Below are 17737 nucleotides of genomic sequence, written 5' to 3'. Positions count from 1 at the left end.
AACACAAGAGATAACAATGTTAAGTTCAAATATGTATAACGTCTTGATTATTGCCGGAATTATTTTCCTGGCCTTATTTGTGATTGGTTTAATCCTGGCCCGCCTGTATCGCCGCTCTAGCAAGGAAATTTCCTTTGTGCGTACCGGTTTTGGCGGTGAGCATGTCATTCTCGGCGGGGGGGCGATTGTGTTACCGGTGCTGCATGAAATTATTCCGGTCAATATGAATACCCTGCGTCTGGAAGTGCGCCGTGCTGAAGATCAGGCCCTGATTACCCGCGACCGTATGCGTGTCGATGTCATGGCCGAATTTTATGTGCGGGTTAAACCGACCGCTGAATCTATTGCCACCGCAGCACAAACGCTGGGGCAAAAAACCATGTCCCCGAATGAATTAAAAAATCTGGTCGAAGGCAAATTTGTCGATTCTTTACGTGCCGTAGCCGCAGAAATGGCGATGGAAGAACTGCATGAAAAACGCGTCGACTTCGTACAGAAAGTACAGCAGGTGGTGTCGGAAGATCTGTTTAAAAACGGTCTGGAACTGGAAACTGTATCTTTAACCGGACTGGATCAGACCAGTTTCCGCTACTTTAACCCGCAACAAGCATTACAAGTAAAAATGGAAATATTTTTTAAAATATTGTTTTTATTATATTTTATACAAAATAATTCCATATTTTGAAATTTCCATTTTTTCTCCGTTTTTTCTCCATTTTTTTCTTTAAATAAACAAAAAATTCCATTTTTCCGTTATAGAGCACCGCTCTATATTACGGTATCTAAAGATAAATTTTTCAGAAAAAAATCAATATAATTATATTATATTTTTTTTGAAGGCACTTTCTGAAATAAAAAATATATTATTTTTCGATCTTGTACATGCTACATATAACTTATTCTTTGTAACGTTTGGAAGCTCATTAAGTTTTTGATTTTTGTACAGATCATAAGATTTTCGATTGAGTATAATACAAACATCATTATAACAATCTAAGCCTTTTGAATTACCCCAGTTATTTGAATAAATCGAATAAATATGATGCTCTTGATAAAATAGTTTTACTGTATTATTACATTTTATAATTTCCTTAATCTTATTATCATTATTAATTTCTAAAATTTTAGATAAATTTGTATTATTCGCAAATATTTGTATTCATAAATTATTAGTAACAAACTCACATACATTATTTGTACATCTAAAACTTTTTGACAAAGAAGTAGTATCAACAATAAAACCAGATTTAGTAAATGTAGAAATATACTTATTATAATCTAAAAACAAATTCTTATTAGTATTACCATCCACACTTGTATCAAATGTATGTTGATAAAAATCTCCAACAAATGTAACTTTTAAATTTAATCTTGAAAATGTTTTTATAAAATTAAAATCATTACCACCAAAATCCTGTACTTCATCAATATATAAATAATCAAAATACTTCTCTAATCTAGAAAATATTTCATTATTACCATCTAAAATCATTAATAATTTTGATATTCTATTTGAATATAGATAACCATTTGAAGTCACATAATGTAAAATTTTATTTTTTGGGATTTTATAATTTGGATTTTGTTTATAAACAATGCCTTTGATTTTAATATTACATTTAATTTCAATAGCCCTATAAAATAATGGTTTAAAACAAAATGAATATAAAAAGCTAAAATATGTATAAATTTTAATATTTTTTGGAATATAACCAAATTTCTGAACAATACGATTTGTAATATTTTCTATATTTGAAATTGTATAAGAAATAATAATCGTTCTTTTATTAAGATCAAGATCATTAATAATTAGAGAAGTTTTCCCAGAACCTGCGACAGAAAGAATTACTCGCTTATCCATCCAATAGCTTCCTTAATATATTGAGGAATAGTAAATTTTCCTTTAAATTCATTGTCACTATTTAAAGCATTTAGAATTTTTAAGGCTGAGCTAGACTTATTGGATAACATATGATTTTTAACACAATCTATCTTTCCATGTTGGTTAATTAAGCTATCCAAAATATCTTTGTTATCTTCATACAGGCAAACTTCAAAAGTATATAAATCTGGATTTTCTTCTGAAAAAACTTTTATATTACTTTCATTATATTCTGAATATTTTGATATAACATTTTTTTGATGGTCAGAATCATTATCAGTAATAACCACTGTCTTTATACTTAATAATTTTGCTATTTCCAAATATCGCTTAAATGATAAACCACCAACGGAAATTATATGAATATTGAATTTCTCTGGTGTATAACCTGTTAAAATTTTAAAAAACTCTTCAAATATTATATATTCAGCATCACCTTCAACCAATATAACCTTATTAGAAAGTATGAATTGTAATACATTATTATTGGGTGCCTTAGTAAAAAAATCAGCCGTTTCTTTATCTAACTTGTTTAACAACAAAACATTAGTATTATTACTATTTAACAGAATACTATTTCTTAAATTTAATCTACTAGCAATTAAATTATTATGAGTTGTTATAATAATTTGGGTATTGGTTGTAGAACTAATTTTTTCTATAAGTTTTTTCATATTAGAATGACTAAGATGATTCTCAGGCTCTTCTAGCATTACAAGATCAATAGCTTGGTTTTTATTACCTTTATTTAATATAAAATCTGCTTTAATAAAACATTGCTTACCTTTACCTCTATGTTCTAAAGGGATATTAGATTCAAGAATTGTAATATTATTTTCTAAAGAATATTTAGAACCACCTTTTAAAGAAAAATTATAATTTTCATCACCATGATTAAATAAATATTGAGAATTAAAATCATTTTTTTGACTAGAGAAGTGGTTCCTCAACTTAGTTCTATCTTTTTCTTCAATAATAGAACCATATACTTTTTTTACATATTCATTAGTAGCATATTCACTACTAATACTGGAGTGATCTAAAAGAACATAATTTAATAATTTCTTATATTTTGAATATGAACTTGCTGCAAATGTAGAAAAAGTACATTTATAAAACTCAAATGGAAAAGCACTTTTATTACTTAATGATTGTGTTATAAATTCATAATAGTCTTCATTCGGAGCACAACATAGTTTTATGCCATAAGCAGAAACATTCTGAAGATTATCCTTACCATCGAAATCTGGATTTTCATCTAACCCATCAATATACACATCAATTTGCATAATAGGTAAATCAGAGATCGTTGGATTATCTAATTGAAGAAAACTTTCAACTACATCTTTATTAAATAAAGCATCTAGTCCAATTGATTCGATCTTATTTCTGCTAGCATTGAGGACCAGGTCAATTGCAGTCAAGATGGTACTTTTTCCACTTTCATTATCACCAATGATCAAATTGGTTGACTCTGATAAATTGATACTAAAACTTTGAAATCTCTTGAAATTTTTTATTTCAATCTTACTAATATACGTCATGTTCAATAGATAAAATCTAATAATTTTAAAAATAAGATAATATTTAATTATTATTTTGTCACTACATAAGCAATTGAAAAATATAATTTAAATTTATTAAATTAAAAAAATATTAAAAATCAATTATTTAATAAAACCTATTACTTGAAAGGTAATAGGTTTTCTTTTTTTATATAATTTTTTAACTCATCCTTCAGTTTTTTATTTTCTACTATTAGAGAATTTACTTGTACTAACAATATGTTATAACGTTTTTGTAAATCAGTATACTCATCTTTAGTTTCATTCAATTTCTCTTTTAATTCTTTTTTAGGAAGGCTAGAAGGTGTATTTCCCAAACCTTTTCTTTCAATTTCAGCCTGTTTGATTTTAGACCTTAACTCATTTAGCTCTAGATTATCATTTCTAATTGAACTAGGATCTCTACCAGCTTCTATAGAAACAGTTGCCTTATTAATTTTATATTTAGTATTCTGCAACTTGGGATTTGTAGGTTTATTATGAATCAATCTTTGTAATGCAGCCTCATAATTTTCAAGCATTTTAGACATTACTTTTCTCCAAATTTGATCTTTTAGTTAAAACATTATCAATTGCTTCAATTTCTATTAAAAATTGTTTGTAAGGAATCGAATCCTTATCAAATTTTGAAAGTTGTTTCTCATAATTTGCTTTTGCTTTCTCTAAAGCTATTACTGAATTGTCATCAAAAATAGCCTCGCTACAAGTTACACAAGCTGTTGCGTAAGCAAAAGATAATTTATTGCATTTATCTGTTTTTGCACATCCACCTAAATGAGTCTTTTTATAAGAAATGCGCCCATCTTTTATATATTTTTGGGTTATTTTTCGATCAGTATAAAAGATAGGAATGTCATCAGAGCTTCTTAATATTTCATGACTCGTACCTTTTGCTCCGAATAGTATTGATTTATTGTCAATTACATTTTCACAAAAGGAGTTGAATTTTAAAATTTCTAATTCATTTTGATATGAGTTAATAAATTCTGAATCAAAATTAATATTTTTAGCATTATGATAATTATTACTATAATATAATGTCATATCAAAACTAATATGTTTTAACTGTTTTTTTAATGCTGGTAGTTTTACAATACTACTCCTACTACAATATACAGCTAAACTTCTTCTGAATTGATGATATTTAAAGTTCCAATCTTGACCAACATTAAGCTCATATTCATCTTGCCAATCTATTAATAAATTAAAATTATTCAGCTCTTCTAAATCATTTTCTTCAAAAACAATAGGCTGAATCAGTTGATAAATATTTTTAGAGAGTGTAGCTGTTGCTAAAGTTGGAAATGAATAAAGTGGATGCTTACCTACTGGATGTTTTTGTTGATTAAAAATAGGAAATAAAGGATATTCCTTAAGAGGAATATTTTTATTATTTTCCTCAATATAACCGACATCTATTAATATTTTATGAATTTGAACAATAGCTTTAAGTGCATCTATTATAGGTATAATTTGCTTAGAAGTAACCCAACTGCAAGCGACTAATCCAACTCTTGTGAGTTTATTAGTATACCCATTTAATATATAAACTTCTTTACCATCAATACTATTTTCTATAATCTCTAGACAATTATATGGTAAATTTGATAGTTCCCCTTTACGCATCCCACTAAAACAAGATATAAAAGCACTGCCTAGCGATTGAATATATAAAAAATGACTTATAATATTTGGTCTAATTTTAATAGAATACTTTGATAAGTAATCACTAAGTTTAGTCGACATTTTGAGACTACTATATGGAACACTTACCCCTCCATTTGGTGCTCTTCTATAAAATCTTTCGTTACTAACAAAATCTATAAGCTCATCCTTAATTTTATTAAAATTATCAAAAAATTCTGAAGATTTTCTTATAAAATCAGAAAGTATGTTTGAGGGTATTAGAATAGTTTGTTTTGGTAATTTTGATGACTTTTTCTCTAATAGCCTCACTCTATTCAGACTCTCATTTGAAAATCCAAAATCATCTAATTCATAAAAACTTCCCGTTAATGTAATTAATTCAAATATATTTAGATATTTTCCTACATTCATTTTACTGTCAAAACTTAATGAATCTATTATTGCATTAAGACAAAACTTATTTTTTTCAATATTACTGAAGTCTGCATTAAATTTTTCACATATTTTAACTATCTTTTTTAACAATCTATATTTAATAAGTATAGTTTTAAAAGACAAAGAAGCAGTATTTTTAGCACCAATATTAATATAATAATACAAACACAATTTTAAATAATATATTGAATTTTTACTTAGTGATTTATCAAAATTGAAATCTATAACTGTTGTTTGTGTATAGGAAGAAATATAATTTCTAAAATCCCATATATCATCAGTAAAATAACTTAATGGTATATTATCTTCTGTATATGTAACAATAATAGAATCGTCAGGTAATTTTGACTCGAATTTAACTGTATTTAAATTCATGAAATTATTTTTATGCATAAAAATCAACCCCCAAATCTATAAATAAATTCATTAAGTTTTCCCAATGCTCATCTAGATAGCCTTCGTCTACTTCTTCCTTAACCATAGAAATAAGAGGAATTAAATCTTTATTTTGATCTATTATATATTTTAGTATTTCGTCTACACGATATTTTACTATCTGCATTTCATCATTTTTATCTGGATGTAAATCAATAATTTTTCTTAATGAAATTAATTTTCTTATATCTATTTCATCTGTATGTAAAACATAATGTTCACAAAATAGGCATGATGCAGGATTAGAGCAATTTGGTAATTCTATGCTATCATTGAATCCAATAGCTCTTGTAGGTTCATTAGTCCTGCAATGACCTGCTAATGTATTGCTACATTCCACATTAGTTACAATAGGAATAACTTTTTCTGTATTACGGTTTTTAAAGATTATTTGACCATAAACCTCATCAAAGAATTCAGATAATTGTGTATAAGTTTGCTCTTTAGTCGCTTCTGAGTAGTGTTTAATACTCACTGCATTACTATGCCCCATACGTTCTGCTGCAACTTGAATCCCCTCATTTAAATTTTTAATAATATTGGAATTACTACGTCTTATATCTCTAGGGTTTATCCATGATTCTTCATCAAAAAAAGAACTATACCAACTCCTAAATAACTCTATATCTTTAATGCTAAATGGGCTTACTGTTCCTTTTAATGTAACTTTAGTATTTAATGTGAATCCAAAAAAAAGGTCATCTTTTATGAATTCTTGCTCTTCTTGCACGAATTGATTTATAACGAATTCTCTAAACTTTACATAATCCTGCAAACCTTTAACCATTTTTTTAGTTAGAGGAATTTTAATCTTTTTATATCCTGCACGACCTTTTATAGTCATTAGTTTATGGTGTGTAGTGTCATTTTTTAATGATTTCAGGTCTTTTACCTTCATTTGGAATATCGTAGATCTGTTACAACCCGAATCTAGTATTAACCACATAGCAAAGCTTGCTATAGCCAAATTAATGACTTTTAATCTTTCTTTGCTATTAGATTCATTAGCTTTTAAAATTGAATTTTCATAATTGTTGTAGCTCATTAATAGATAATAAGGTAAATCATCTTCACTTTTTTTAAAACGAATAGGTAATTGTTCAACATTTTCTATTCGCTTAGCATTTATAACTGTTTCACGTCTGGTAAGGAATCTTCTAGTTTTATTATCAAGAAAATAATTAGCGTATCTACCTTTTGGATTTTTAATCATATATTCATATTGATTAATATCATATTTATCATCTTTTATATTTAATCTGATAGGAAATAAACCATTATTAATAATAAAATCTGAGAAAATGTAGAATATCTTTTTGCAATGACTCAGAAATATACTATAGTCTAAATCATTGTATACTTTGGGTTCTATATTTGCTGCACTAAAACCTTTTATTTCCGTATATCTTTCTTTAAAAGCTTTACCATCTAAATCACAATTCGCAGCTATTAAATCAAAGCAAATTTTTTGCTTTTTTGCATATGTATACGATGAAGTAAAGCTTGGTCTACTTAATCCAGATCTAACTTTATCTACTAACTTTGCAGTATAATTTTCATAAATAATATGACAATGATCAAGATCGTTAAATTTTAATTCAATGCTTTTCTCTTCACTCAAATTATAAAGATCATCAATTGTTAATTTTAATCTACTTAATATTGTATAAGTACTATTAATCGTAAGACTTAAATAATTTTCACTTAAATAGTTTTTTAAAGCTTTTGCTATATGTTTATTAAAAGTAGACTTATCTACATATGAATAATGTTTAACTCTATTAATCCTAGTACGTCTTTTATAACACAATGCCCCTACATCAAAATATGCATCCTCATTTCCCATTTTACTAATTAATACTAAATTCTCTATAGATCCATCTTTAAAAGTGTATTCACTAAAATTCTCTATTTTAATAAATACTACATTTCTTTCTTCAAATTTAATTTGGTTTTTAATATCCATTTAATAATCGAACCTATAAGTATCTTCAGTATATTTTTCACTTACATTTGCATACGCTTGATTAAGCGCATAGTAATTAAGATAATTTTCTGTTATTAACCTACTTGAATGTCCCATTCGCTCTCTAATTTCATTCAATATACTACTTTGATCCAACTTATTAAATCTTTCTAATTGATGTAATAAGTTCAGACCAAATGTTGCTCTTAAATCATGAATACTAAATTTACCGATTTCCTCTCTATTTTTTTCCATTAACTGCCATATATCATCTAAATTTTTCCTTATAGATTCTCCTTTCCTTTCTACAAACATACCATTTGTTGGATATTTCCTTAATTTTCTATCTTGGATTTCTTTTTTACTTGTATAAAAAGAATTTCCAAATTTGCTTAAAAAAATATAGTTATTGTCTTTTTTATAATAACTTTTTGATGCTCTTTCTTCCCATTCAACTGAGTTTATATAATTTTCTAATTGTTCAATTATCCAAATTGGGAATAAGATTTTATATTGTTTATCTTGCTTATTATCTATTGTGGTTCCTTTGCCCACAATTATTCCTTTATATTTATTTTTAACAACTTTTCCTTTTTTTAATTCCTGAATATCATTAGTTCTCAATGTACAAATAGTTTGTAATCGTGCACCAGTATTTATCGCAATAATACATATTAATTGAAATACCCTGCTTCCATATTTTTTTAGATACCTTCCAAATATTTCTTGTTCTTCTGGGCTTAAAGGATGCAATTGTCTACCATCTTTTATTCCATCAGATGATTGTTCACTGCTAGGGTTTCTTTTGATTCTAAGATCTGTTGATTCTTTTTCTGTTTCTCTTATAAAGCCTTCATTTGATGTATACCAAATTCTTAAGTTAAATGTTTTAAAAAGTCTTTCCTTTAATACTTTGTAAAGTCGATTATTTATTTCTTCCTTTGTAAATAATTTATTTGCAAAGCAAAATTTATAAAAAGCAATAATTCTATTTATTCTCTGACTTTTAGTTGTTGAAGTTAGATCATCTTTATTAATTAAGTATTGTCTATAACGATACGTAACTCTGAGTTCCTTCTCACTTGGTACATGCAACATATCAATTTCATGAGCTTCTATAAATCGAAGAAAATCTAATAAATCACCTGCAGCAGTTTTTATTAGTTTTGTACTTTTATCCATGCTAAGCAAGTGATTTAGATATAAAACAGCTTTATCCCAAATAGTTCCATCACTTTTAATAATTACAGGGAAACTTGGTGCATAGCTGTCCTTTAGCTCAATAAATATTTCTTTATCGCAATCATATGTATGGAGTCTATACTCATGAATTATATTCTGAGTTGCTATGCTTCCTTTTTCATCATATTCATTATTTGAAGCTTTCAATTCACAATCCCATAATTCCATATTTAGTTTAGTATACCTTGTAGTTCCATATACTCAAGTATACCTTGCCGCAAAATGCTTTCGATGCCGAAGGTCTGACCAAATTAACCGAAACCATTGAAGACCGTCGTCGTAAACGTAACGACATTGAACAGGATGCCGACTTAGCCATTAAAGCCAAAAACCTGGAAGCCGAACAGGCGCGCCTGCAGATTCTTCGTGAAGAAGAATATGCCAAGTTACAGCAAGAACGTGAAATTTCGGTACGCCGTGCTGAACAGCTGGCGGAAATTGCAGCCCAGGAAGCAGCCAAAAAACGTGAAGCGGAAGAAGCCCGCATTGCTGCTGAACGTGAAATTGAACTGAAACGGATTGGCTCAGCACGTGATGTCGCCAATGAAAATATTTTAAAAGAACAGCTAGTCCAAAAAGCCCAAGTGGAACAGAAGAAAACCATTGAGCTGGCCGAACAGGACCGCGCCATTGCCATTGCGGAAAAATCCCGTGCCGAATCTGAAGCCAAAGCGCAGGCCGATTTAGCCCGTGCTCAAGCGGTAAAAGCAGAAGAAGAAGTGATTACCGTACGTGAAACCCAGCGCGCAGAACGTGCCAAGGCAGTCGAGCTGGTGGCTGCCAAGCAGGCCGCTGAAAAAGATGCGATTGCCATTACTGTTGCTGCTGAAGCGGGCAAACAGGCGGCGGTCGATGAAGCGGAAGCGGTGCGGATTACCGCAGAAGCCAATGCAGAACAGCTGCGTTTAAAAGCGCGTGGTGAAGCCGATGCCAAAGTCCTGCTGGCACAAGCGATGGAAAAACAGTATCAGGTTGATGCTGAAGGTACCCGTGCAGTCAACGAAGCCAATAACATCCTGTCGACGGAACAGGTCGAAATGCAGGTACGTCTGGCCATGCTGAAATACCTGCCAGAAATTATCCGTGAAAGCGTCAAGCCAATGGAAAATATTGATGACATCAAGATTCTGCACGTCAATGGTTTAAATGGGATGGGCAGCGCACATGTCGATGGCAGCGAACACGGTCATGGTCAAGTGGCCCTGTCTGATCAGGTGGTGAACAGTGCCCTGCGCTATCGTTCGCAAGCGCCGTTAATTGACAGCCTGATGAGTGAACTGGGTATTCATGGCGGTGATATTAACGGTCTGACCCAAAGCCTGAAATCTCAGCCGAAAATCAATCAGGAAACTTCATCAACTTAAATGAGGTGAATAAAAAAACGCAGCTAAAGCTGCGTTTTTTTATGGCTGTTTTTCAATGTTCTATGATGAAGACAGTGACTGATGAACTTCAAATTTTTCCAGCTGTCCATCTTGATCATAATGTAAGGTCAGATTTTTGGCCTGCTGCAAATACGCCATTTCAGTTGTGTCGACCTGAAAACTTTCCGCCAGCTGCTCAGTCTGAATATGCTCCGGAAAAGCCCGGCGCTCATTATCACGAAAACGCAGCCAGTTATACACAGCCCAGATCAGCAGAATCAGAATAAACACCATAATCGCCAGCCCCAGATAAAACAGGCTGAACGAGCTTTGCGGCGCCGACATCACAAACAGCTGCTCATATACGGTATAGCCCTGAAACAGCCACAGCAACATAGTGATCAGAGGCAGGAATAACCAGATCCAGGCCAGCCAGCCCAGAAAGAATAGTCCATAGCCTGCGGCCTTGTTACGTACATAGCGCGGCTCATCAATATATTCTGGTAGCTCCAGCTGAGCTTCATCCTCAATCATTTTAAATTTAGCCATGCTCGTGCTCCTTGGTAAAACCACGGTCCGGGCTGACCCAGCGTGCACGTTTCTGCTTTTTCAGCAAAGTTTTTGGCACAGACACCACCGTGGTCAGCGCAGTAATTAGCCAGAAAAAAAGCGGATACCAGATCACCCAGAAATAGGTTCTCAAGGTACGGTTTTTATCATATTGATGATCGATCATTAAGCTGACCAGAAACTGCAGCAAACAGGTCAGGCCCAAAATCACCCCGTACCACTGCGGCAGAATCGATTGAATTGCCCACTCGCCCGGCAAGGGGAAAAACAGCCCATAAAAATACAGCACAAAGATGCCCATAATCACATAGGCCCATAGCACGCTGATGATCGATTCAATCACAATTGGCCACATCCGCCTAAGGCGCCATTTAAACAGTTTTGGCACATAGGCAATTAGCACTTCAATCCCGCCTTGTGCCCAACGTAAGCGCTGTTTCCATAACCCTTTGAAGGTTTCCGGCATATAGATATAACACAGGGCTTTGGGGACATACTGCAAATCCCAGTGGTCAAACTGCAAACGCCACGAAACATCAATATCTTCCGTAATCATGTCATCACGCCAGTAGCCAATCCGGTCCAGCGCGGTTTTACGAAAACCGGCAATCGCACCTGATACGGTAAAAATCCGGCCATAGGTGCGCTGCGCGCGTTTAATCAATCCAATAATCGAGGAAAACTCACCAACCTGAATTTTACCGAGCACACTGGAACGGTTAATAATCCGTGGATTACCGGTAACCGCCCCGACACGCGGAAAGCTGGTCAGCTGATGCATCATCCAGAATACCGCGTGTGGATGCAGCAGCGCATCACCATCAATACAGACCAGAAATTCATAGCGACTAACCATTGCCCCGGCTCTTAAGGCATAGGCTTTGCCCTGGTTTTCTGCCAGATGGACCACCCGTAGCTTCGGATATTGCGTGGCCAGCTCATCCAGAATTGCTGCAGTCCGGTCCTGACTGCCATCATTGACTGCAATTACTTCAAATTCCGGATACTGGCTTTGCATGGCAAACTTGATGGTACGTCTGACCTGCTCTTCTTCATTGAAGCAAGGAATGATAATACTGCAGCCTTCATCGCTCGGTTCAGGGAAATGATCCTGACGGTATTCCCGTTTAAAATAAAACCAGATCCCGCCTGCAATCCACAGCCATGCCATCAGCAGAGGATATAAAAATGCAAAACCAAAATAAAAATCGTTAAAACTCAATTTCGAGAACATTTCCATCATTGCGGCTCTCCCTGTTCCAGGACATAGGGATCACGATAACTCAGCGGACTTGCATTCAGGCTCAACGCCCGGTACAGGTGCTGATGCACGGCCTGCCCATGGGTCGGCTGATAATTATCAATACCAATTTTTTGAATGCCCTGACGTCTCAGCTGCTGATACATCTGCTGATAATGTCGCCACTCTGCTGCAGTGCTGTCCGGATTGATCTGCAAGTTAATCATCAAATGCTGCTTTTCACGCTCATTTAACTGGTTTAAAGCCTGATGCAGATGTTTGATGGCTTGGGGGGATGCCAACGGATCGACAGCCAGATACAGGAAATCGGCATGATCCGGCAGTTGCTGCAGCAGTTTTTTCAGTCCGTCAAGTGGCTGATTCTGAATCTCCAGCTTTAATGCAGTCTGATAGTTATTACTGATATTGGCATAGTATTTACCCTGGCTTTTGGTCCGGTTCTTGATGCTCAACACCTGTTGCAGCTGTGCCTGACAGCTTGCATTCCATTCGACCTGAAATACGGCGCAATGTAGCGCATCGCCGGTTTCAATCATCAGCCCTTCAATCGAGCTGTTGTTTTTCACCAGATCTGCGGTCAATTCTGCCAGATCATAACCTTGCCGGGTTTCCAGACTCAGCGGCATTTCCGCATATACCCGATTAGCAATCCGGGTCCGGGCCTGCCATACCACCCGGTTCAGCAAATCCTGAGCCACCGGCAAGCTTCGATTCGGAAAATAAGCCACATCAATTTTACCATCGGCATTCTGATCGGCCACCGCATTCAAAACCAGTGTATTGGATTGAAAGGCATTAACCTGATTAAGCAGCTGACTCAGATGTGCTTCTGATGCGGTGATATTGCTCCCCGCCAGATCTGCCAGGTTAATGCGTAATAAACTTTTGCGCTGCTTATGCGGCGCCCGGCTATTCATTAAGAAGTCTTTGATTTCACCAAACACTTCTTCAGGTGATGGGTTTTCCGTAATCAGGGCACGCTGATAGGTGGTATCGGCATCGGCCAATGTCAGTACGCTGCCCAGACTAAACGACATTGGTAGACCGGCTTCACGGGCCAGCGCTTCAGTTTCCTTGGTCACCGCACCATACGGCCAGAAAATGGCACGGGTATTGATTCCCAACTCACGATCCAGAATCTGCTTTGATTGACGCAAGTCTTTTACCACTCGCTTCGCATAGGCGCGATCAGATTCATAACGCTGCTGGGCCGGGAAATATTCACGGGTAATCGCGGCTGGCTGCTGGTTTAGCTGCGGATTGGCAATAATCCCGTGATGCAAGTCATCACTGTGTGAGGCAAACTCGACCAGACCGGATTGCTGCATTTCACGCATCTGCGGCCAGTTCATCAGGTTGCCCTCTCCATAGGCTTCATAGGCATCTTTGGTATTGCCATTAATCCAGCTGGTCGGAATAGCAAAAACAGCCGGAACCTGATGCAGTTTTAATAAGGGGAAAATATGGCTATAGCTGCTGAGCGCGCCATCATCAATAGTTATTAATACTGCTTTTTCCGGTAAGGCTGTCTTATGCTGACGGGCCTGCCAGACATCTTCTAACCGAATAGGCTGCCAGCCATGTTCCCTGATCCATTGCAGGAACTGGGCAAAGTTATGGGTGCTGATGGCGTATAGATCACGGTCACCCTGTTTGGCAACGTCATCACGCACATCATGAAAAGTTAAGGTAACAAATTCATAGGCCTGCGCATCAAGCGGCGCTGTAGTTGCTGCTGGCGCTGTGCTGGTCTCGGCCTGCACGGTCAAAGGAGAATAAACACATGCAGCGATACAGGCACTCAGGAGTAAAGCGGGTTTCATTTGCATTAGAATCGTCCTTCAAAGCCGAATACTGCATAGGTTTTTTCTTCTGTTTTGCCATCGTACGGATGGCTGCCCCAACCAATGCCATAGTGCAGTTTCCAGGTTCGTGACACACGCCAGTCATGGCGATAAAACAGGTTATATATCGGCTCATTGGAATAATCTTTCTGTCCAAATGTGCCCAGCGTCAGTTCAAAATGCTGATTAAAATGTTGCTCATAACGACGCCAGGTCATCCAGTCATGTTCCAGTTTCAGCTCTAAACTATGGCTGGATTCAGGATTAAAATAATCCACGGCGACGGGCTTATTTTTTCCATAATAGCCGCTGAGCGTGGCACGACTCAGATGATGCGGGGCCTGATAAAACTGCTGGCTAAAATAGGCCTGATATTCCTGACGGGTGTTGCCATCATCAATATCGGTCAATTGAAATTGTGCACCGGCTTTACGCGACTCGTTGGCCTGCCAGTTGAGGCCAGCCCGATACGACTGTCCTTCATGTGCTTTGGCCACTGCCTGCAACGGAATATCGGCCTGGGTATTCACCGCCAGATGATATTGCCAATGATCATTTAACCAGTGTGACCAGTCCAGTGCAGCGCCCACACGGTCTTCATCTAAAGATTGAGACAGCAACAGGCTGGCATACTTGCGATCTTTGGACCAGGCCACACCCAGACCTAAACGCGGATCATCCAGGGTGCCATCTTCATAACGCCCCTGCCGATGCTGATGGTCAATAAAAACCTGATAATGTTCATTCATCCATGGACTGTTAAGACGGGTCCAATGGGTACGCTCTTCTGAACCTTTTAAACGGTTCAGTAACTGTTCCTGATCGGAACGACTTTCAGAAAAATAACTTTCATGCTGAATGCTGAAATGATCGCGATCCTTTAATTCTTTGCGGCTTAATTGCACACCGGTATCATCTGCAGCCGTCTGTAACAAGGCCTGATTCAGCTGACGCCAGCCCCTAATATCATTCAGGGCTTGGGCATTTTGCATCTGGTTAATCTGGGTGATTTGACTGACCTGATCCAGGCCATTCCACTGCTCCAGCGTTTGTTGGGAAGTCAGTGGTTTTTCACGCCAGCGCTGAATTTGTGCCAGATTGTTCTGATAGGCCAGATTATTCGGTGCAATTGAAACCAGGGTTTCAAAATACTGCTCGGCTTTGGCATGTTCATTGCGGTAAGCATAGTTCAGCCCTTTTAAAGCCAGATACTGCTCCCGGTCTTCATGAGTATTGCGGTCCACGCCTTTGGCCTCGCTATAACGATAACGCGGTAACTGACGGTCCATGTCCTGAATCAGCTGATCGGCCTGCTTGAATTTTTCCTGTTCGATATAGGCATAATACAAACCGGCATACACCGTATAGTCTGCATAGTTCTTTTCCTGAAACAGGCTTAAATACACCGGTTCAGCCAGTTCCGGTTGTCGGGTGGCCAGATAGGCATCGGCAATGGCATGGCGTACATAAGCCGGCCAGTTTGCAATTGGCTGATGCTGCTGTTGCACAATTTTCAAGACCTGCTGATGACGCTTAGGCTGTCCCAAGGCATACAGATAATCGGCATAGAATGCGCGCTGCAGTTCGGCGTCAGCTGCCACCTGTGATTCATGTGCAGCCATATCGACCAGTACCGCATCCAGCTCGGTATAGGCTGTTGCATATTCACTGCGCAGTTGTGCCGTTTTATAGGCCTGTACTGCATTCTGAATCCGGGTAGAAAACTGGTGCTGTTTGACTTGCAATAATAAACGAGGATGGCTCTGTGCTAACTGTTGTTGCAGCAGATAGTGCTCTGCTGCCTGATGCTTGCCATTAAGCATCAGCGCCAGCACATATTGTTCATGGCCTGCAATGCTGCTTTGCTTTTTTAATCCGGCTTCGGCCGCCTGCAAGGCTTGTACCGGCATATTCAGGATACGATAGGTATAAGACAACAGACTCAGGTCATCGGCACTAAGCTGTTGCCATTGCAGGTTTTTCAGCAATGTTTTAGCAGCTGCTGCCTGACCCGACTCGGCTTCCAGTACCGCGTGCCAGACTTTGCCGCTGGCTTGGGCATTTAAAGGCTGAAACCGAGCCAGATACGCTTTGGCCTGAGCGTACTGCTTGGCATCACGGAGCACCTTGATGGCGCTGACCTGGGCATAGGCAGGAAAGGTTTTAGGTTGAATCTGCTGCGTTAGGCGGTATAAATCCTGTGGATGTACCGCAGGCTGACCATAGGCCAAAACCAGATAATCCGCAATTAACTTTTGATCTGTGGGAAATTGAGCTAATAACGCCTGCAAGCGATTGAGTCCAGAAACCACCTGTCCGGACCGCACCATCTCCACCGCGTGCTCACGTTGCTGATCAAGCGTATTGGCATGAGCAGAAGAAAAAAATAAAAAAGAGCAAAGCGACAGACACTGAATCGGCATGATCGTTGTTATTTTGATCATATAAATTCTCAAGTTTCTGATAATTATTATTCGACATTCTATTAAAGTGTGATGCGAATCACAATTACCAAAACAATCATTTTATTTGTTTTGTATGCTTAACTTTTTCCTCAATAGAAGCGTCATCATTATCTATGTTCTTTGCCATAAAAAACCCCAAGAACTGGGGTTTTTTAGTCAGGTAGGTTTTACACCAAACCTTTGTCCTGCAATACTTTCAGCATGGTTGAACCGAGCTCGGCCGGGCTACGGGTATAAGCCATTCCGGCACGTTCAAAGGCAGCAAATTTCTCCTCTGCGGTTCCTTTACCGCCAGAAATAATCGCACCAGCATGGCCCATACGTTTGCCTTTTGGTGCGGTTACACCGGCAATATAGCCCACCACAGGCTTGGTCACATGCGCCTGAATGTATTCGGCTGCTTCTTCTTCGGCTGTGCCGCCAATCTCACCAATCATGATAATGGCTTCAGTTTGAGGATCGTCCTGAAACAGCTTCAGACAGTCAATCTGGTTCATGCCCGGAATCGGATCACCGCCGATGCCGATACAGGTTGACTGGCCCAGACCCAATTTGGTAGTTTGCGCAACCGCTTCATAAGTCAGCGTTCCTGAACGCGAGATAATCCCGATTTTCCCTGGCTGATGAATATGACCTGGCATAATCCCAATTTTACATTCGCCCGGGGTGATAATACCCGGACAGTTCGGGCCGATTAAGCGTGTACCATTACCATTGGTTTCTAAATAGCGTTTGGCTTTTAGCATATCTAGGGTCGGCACACCTTCGGTAATTACCACAATCAGTTCAATACCCGCATCGACCGCTTCAACAATCGAGTCAAGTACAAAAGGTGCGGGTACATAAATCACCGAAGCATCAGCCTGAGTTTCACGGACCGCCTGCTTCATGGTGTTAAATACTGGCAGGTCTAAATGGGTTTGACCACCTTTACCTGGAGTTACACCGCCGACGACACGTGTGCCATAATCCAGTGCCTGGGCCGAATGGAAGGTTCCGTTTTTACCAGTGAAACCCTGAACCAATACTTTTGTGTCTTTATTTACTAATACGCTCATGAT

The 17737-nt window shown here is 37.1% G+C and carries 11 protein-coding genes and 2 pseudogenes; 2 read left to right on the top strand and 11 right to left on the bottom strand.

Going from position 1 to position 17737, the window contains the following annotated elements:
- Positions 1-16: 16 nt before the first annotated feature.
- A pseudogene (locus P253_RS01125) lies at positions 17-622 on the top strand (flotillin family protein); the annotation flags it as partial.
- Positions 623-1159: 537 nt separating this feature from the next.
- Here P253_RS01125 and P253_RS01120 read toward each other — a convergent pair.
- The 6 genes from P253_RS01120 to P253_RS01095 all read right to left on the bottom strand — a co-directional run bounded on the left by P253_RS01120 (position 1160) and on the right by P253_RS01095 (position 9340).
- A complete protein-coding gene (locus P253_RS01120) occupies positions 1160-1861 on the bottom strand; it encodes a UvrD-helicase domain-containing protein (RefSeq protein ID WP_016659933.1) in 702 nt (233 codons plus the stop codon).
- On the bottom strand, positions 1846-3426 hold the full coding sequence (locus tag P253_RS01115) for an ATP-dependent nuclease (RefSeq protein ID WP_016659932.1): 1581 nt from the start codon (positions 3424-3426) through the stop codon (positions 1846-1848). The genes P253_RS01120 and P253_RS01115 overlap by 16 nt, the downstream gene beginning before the upstream one ends.
- 140 nt (positions 3427-3566) lie before the next feature.
- Positions 3567-3977, bottom strand: coding sequence for a hypothetical protein (locus tag P253_RS01110; protein WP_016659931.1), 411 nt, complete (start codon positions 3975-3977; stop codon positions 3567-3569).
- Complete coding sequence (locus P253_RS01105) at positions 3970-5922, bottom strand: hypothetical protein (protein WP_016659930.1); 1953 nt, start codon at positions 5920-5922, stop codon at positions 3970-3972. The genes P253_RS01110 and P253_RS01105 overlap by 8 nt, the downstream gene beginning before the upstream one ends.
- A complete protein-coding gene (locus P253_RS01100) occupies positions 5915-7930 on the bottom strand; it encodes a site-specific integrase (protein ID WP_016659929.1) in 2016 nt (671 codons plus the stop codon). The genes P253_RS01105 and P253_RS01100 overlap by 8 nt, the downstream gene beginning before the upstream one ends.
- Entirely contained in the window at positions 7931-9340 is a 1410-nt protein-coding gene (locus P253_RS01095) for a site-specific integrase (RefSeq protein WP_016659928.1), read from the bottom strand.
- A 35-nt stretch (positions 9341-9375) separates the two neighbouring features.
- Here P253_RS01095 and P253_RS01090 point away from each other — a divergent pair.
- Positions 9376-10536: pseudogene (locus P253_RS01090) on the top strand (flotillin domain-containing protein); the annotation flags it as partial.
- 60 nt (positions 10537-10596) lie between these two features.
- Here P253_RS01090 and pgaD read toward each other — a convergent pair.
- From pgaD to sucD, 5 genes are all read right to left on the bottom strand, one after another.
- Complete coding sequence (pgaD, locus tag P253_RS01085) at positions 10597-11085, bottom strand: poly-beta-1,6-N-acetyl-D-glucosamine biosynthesis protein PgaD (protein ID WP_016659926.1); 489 nt, start codon at positions 11083-11085, stop codon at positions 10597-10599.
- Positions 11078-12346, bottom strand: a complete 1269-nt coding sequence (gene pgaC, locus P253_RS01080) for a poly-beta-1,6-N-acetyl-D-glucosamine synthase (protein WP_370670865.1) — start codon at positions 12344-12346, stop codon at positions 11078-11080. Before pgaC ends, pgaD begins: the two co-directional genes overlap by 8 nt.
- Positions 12346-14196: a poly-beta-1,6-N-acetyl-D-glucosamine N-deacetylase PgaB gene (gene pgaB, locus P253_RS01075; RefSeq protein ID WP_016659924.1), complete on the bottom strand. Its 1851-nt coding sequence runs from the start codon at positions 14194-14196 to the stop codon at positions 12346-12348. Before pgaB ends, pgaC begins: the two co-directional genes overlap by 1 nt.
- Positions 14196-16655 (bottom strand): poly-beta-1,6 N-acetyl-D-glucosamine export porin PgaA, encoded by a 2460-nt coding sequence (pgaA, locus tag P253_RS01070; protein ID WP_016659923.1) that lies wholly within the window; start codon positions 16653-16655, stop codon positions 14196-14198. Before pgaA ends, pgaB begins: the two co-directional genes overlap by 1 nt.
- Before the next feature lie 188 nt (positions 16656-16843).
- Positions 16844-17734, bottom strand: coding sequence for a succinate--CoA ligase subunit alpha (sucD, locus tag P253_RS01065; RefSeq protein WP_005176265.1), 891 nt, complete (start codon positions 17732-17734; stop codon positions 16844-16846).
- Positions 17735-17737: the final 3 nt, after the last annotated feature.

It is taken from the genome of Acinetobacter indicus CIP 110367 (genome assembly GCF_000488255.1).
Lineage (GTDB): Bacteria > Pseudomonadota > Gammaproteobacteria > Pseudomonadales > Moraxellaceae > Acinetobacter > Acinetobacter indicus.
The sequence above is the reverse complement of the archived record's forward strand: the minus strand, read 5'-3'. Positions and strand labels throughout refer to the sequence as shown.

Bases quoted from the DNA above. Each gene is read 5' to 3' on its own strand.
- P253_RS01120 (WP_016659933.1), bottom strand. From the start codon at position 1,861: ATGGATAAGCGAGTAATTCTTTCTGTCGCAGGTTCTGGGAAAACTTCT.
- P253_RS01115 (WP_016659932.1), bottom strand. From the start codon at position 3,426: ATGACGTATATTAGTAAGATTGAAATAAAAAATTTCAAGAGATTTCAA.
- P253_RS01110 (WP_016659931.1), bottom strand. From the start codon at position 3,977: ATGTCTAAAATGCTTGAAAATTATGAGGCTGCATTACAAAGATTGATT.
- P253_RS01105 (WP_016659930.1), bottom strand. From the start codon at position 5,922: ATGCATAAAAATAATTTCATGAATTTAAATACAGTTAAATTCGAGTCA.
- P253_RS01100 (WP_016659929.1), bottom strand. From the start codon at position 7,930: ATGGATATTAAAAACCAAATTAAATTTGAAGAAAGAAATGTAGTATTT.
- P253_RS01095 (WP_016659928.1), bottom strand. From the start codon at position 9,340: ATGGAATTATGGGATTGTGAATTGAAAGCTTCAAATAATGAATATGAT.
- pgaD (WP_016659926.1), bottom strand. From the start codon at position 11,085: ATGGCTAAATTTAAAATGATTGAGGATGAAGCTCAGCTGGAGCTACCA.
- pgaC (WP_370670865.1), bottom strand. From the start codon at position 12,346: ATGGAAATGTTCTCGAAATTGAGTTTTAACGATTTTTATTTTGGTTTT.
- pgaB (WP_016659924.1), bottom strand. From the start codon at position 14,196: ATGCAAATGAAACCCGCTTTACTCCTGAGTGCCTGTATCGCTGCATGT.
- pgaA (WP_016659923.1), bottom strand. From the start codon at position 16,655: ATGATCAAAATAACAACGATCATGCCGATTCAGTGTCTGTCGCTTTGC.
- sucD (WP_005176265.1), bottom strand. From the start codon at position 17,734: ATGAGCGTATTAGTAAATAAAGACACAAAAGTATTGGTTCAGGGTTTC.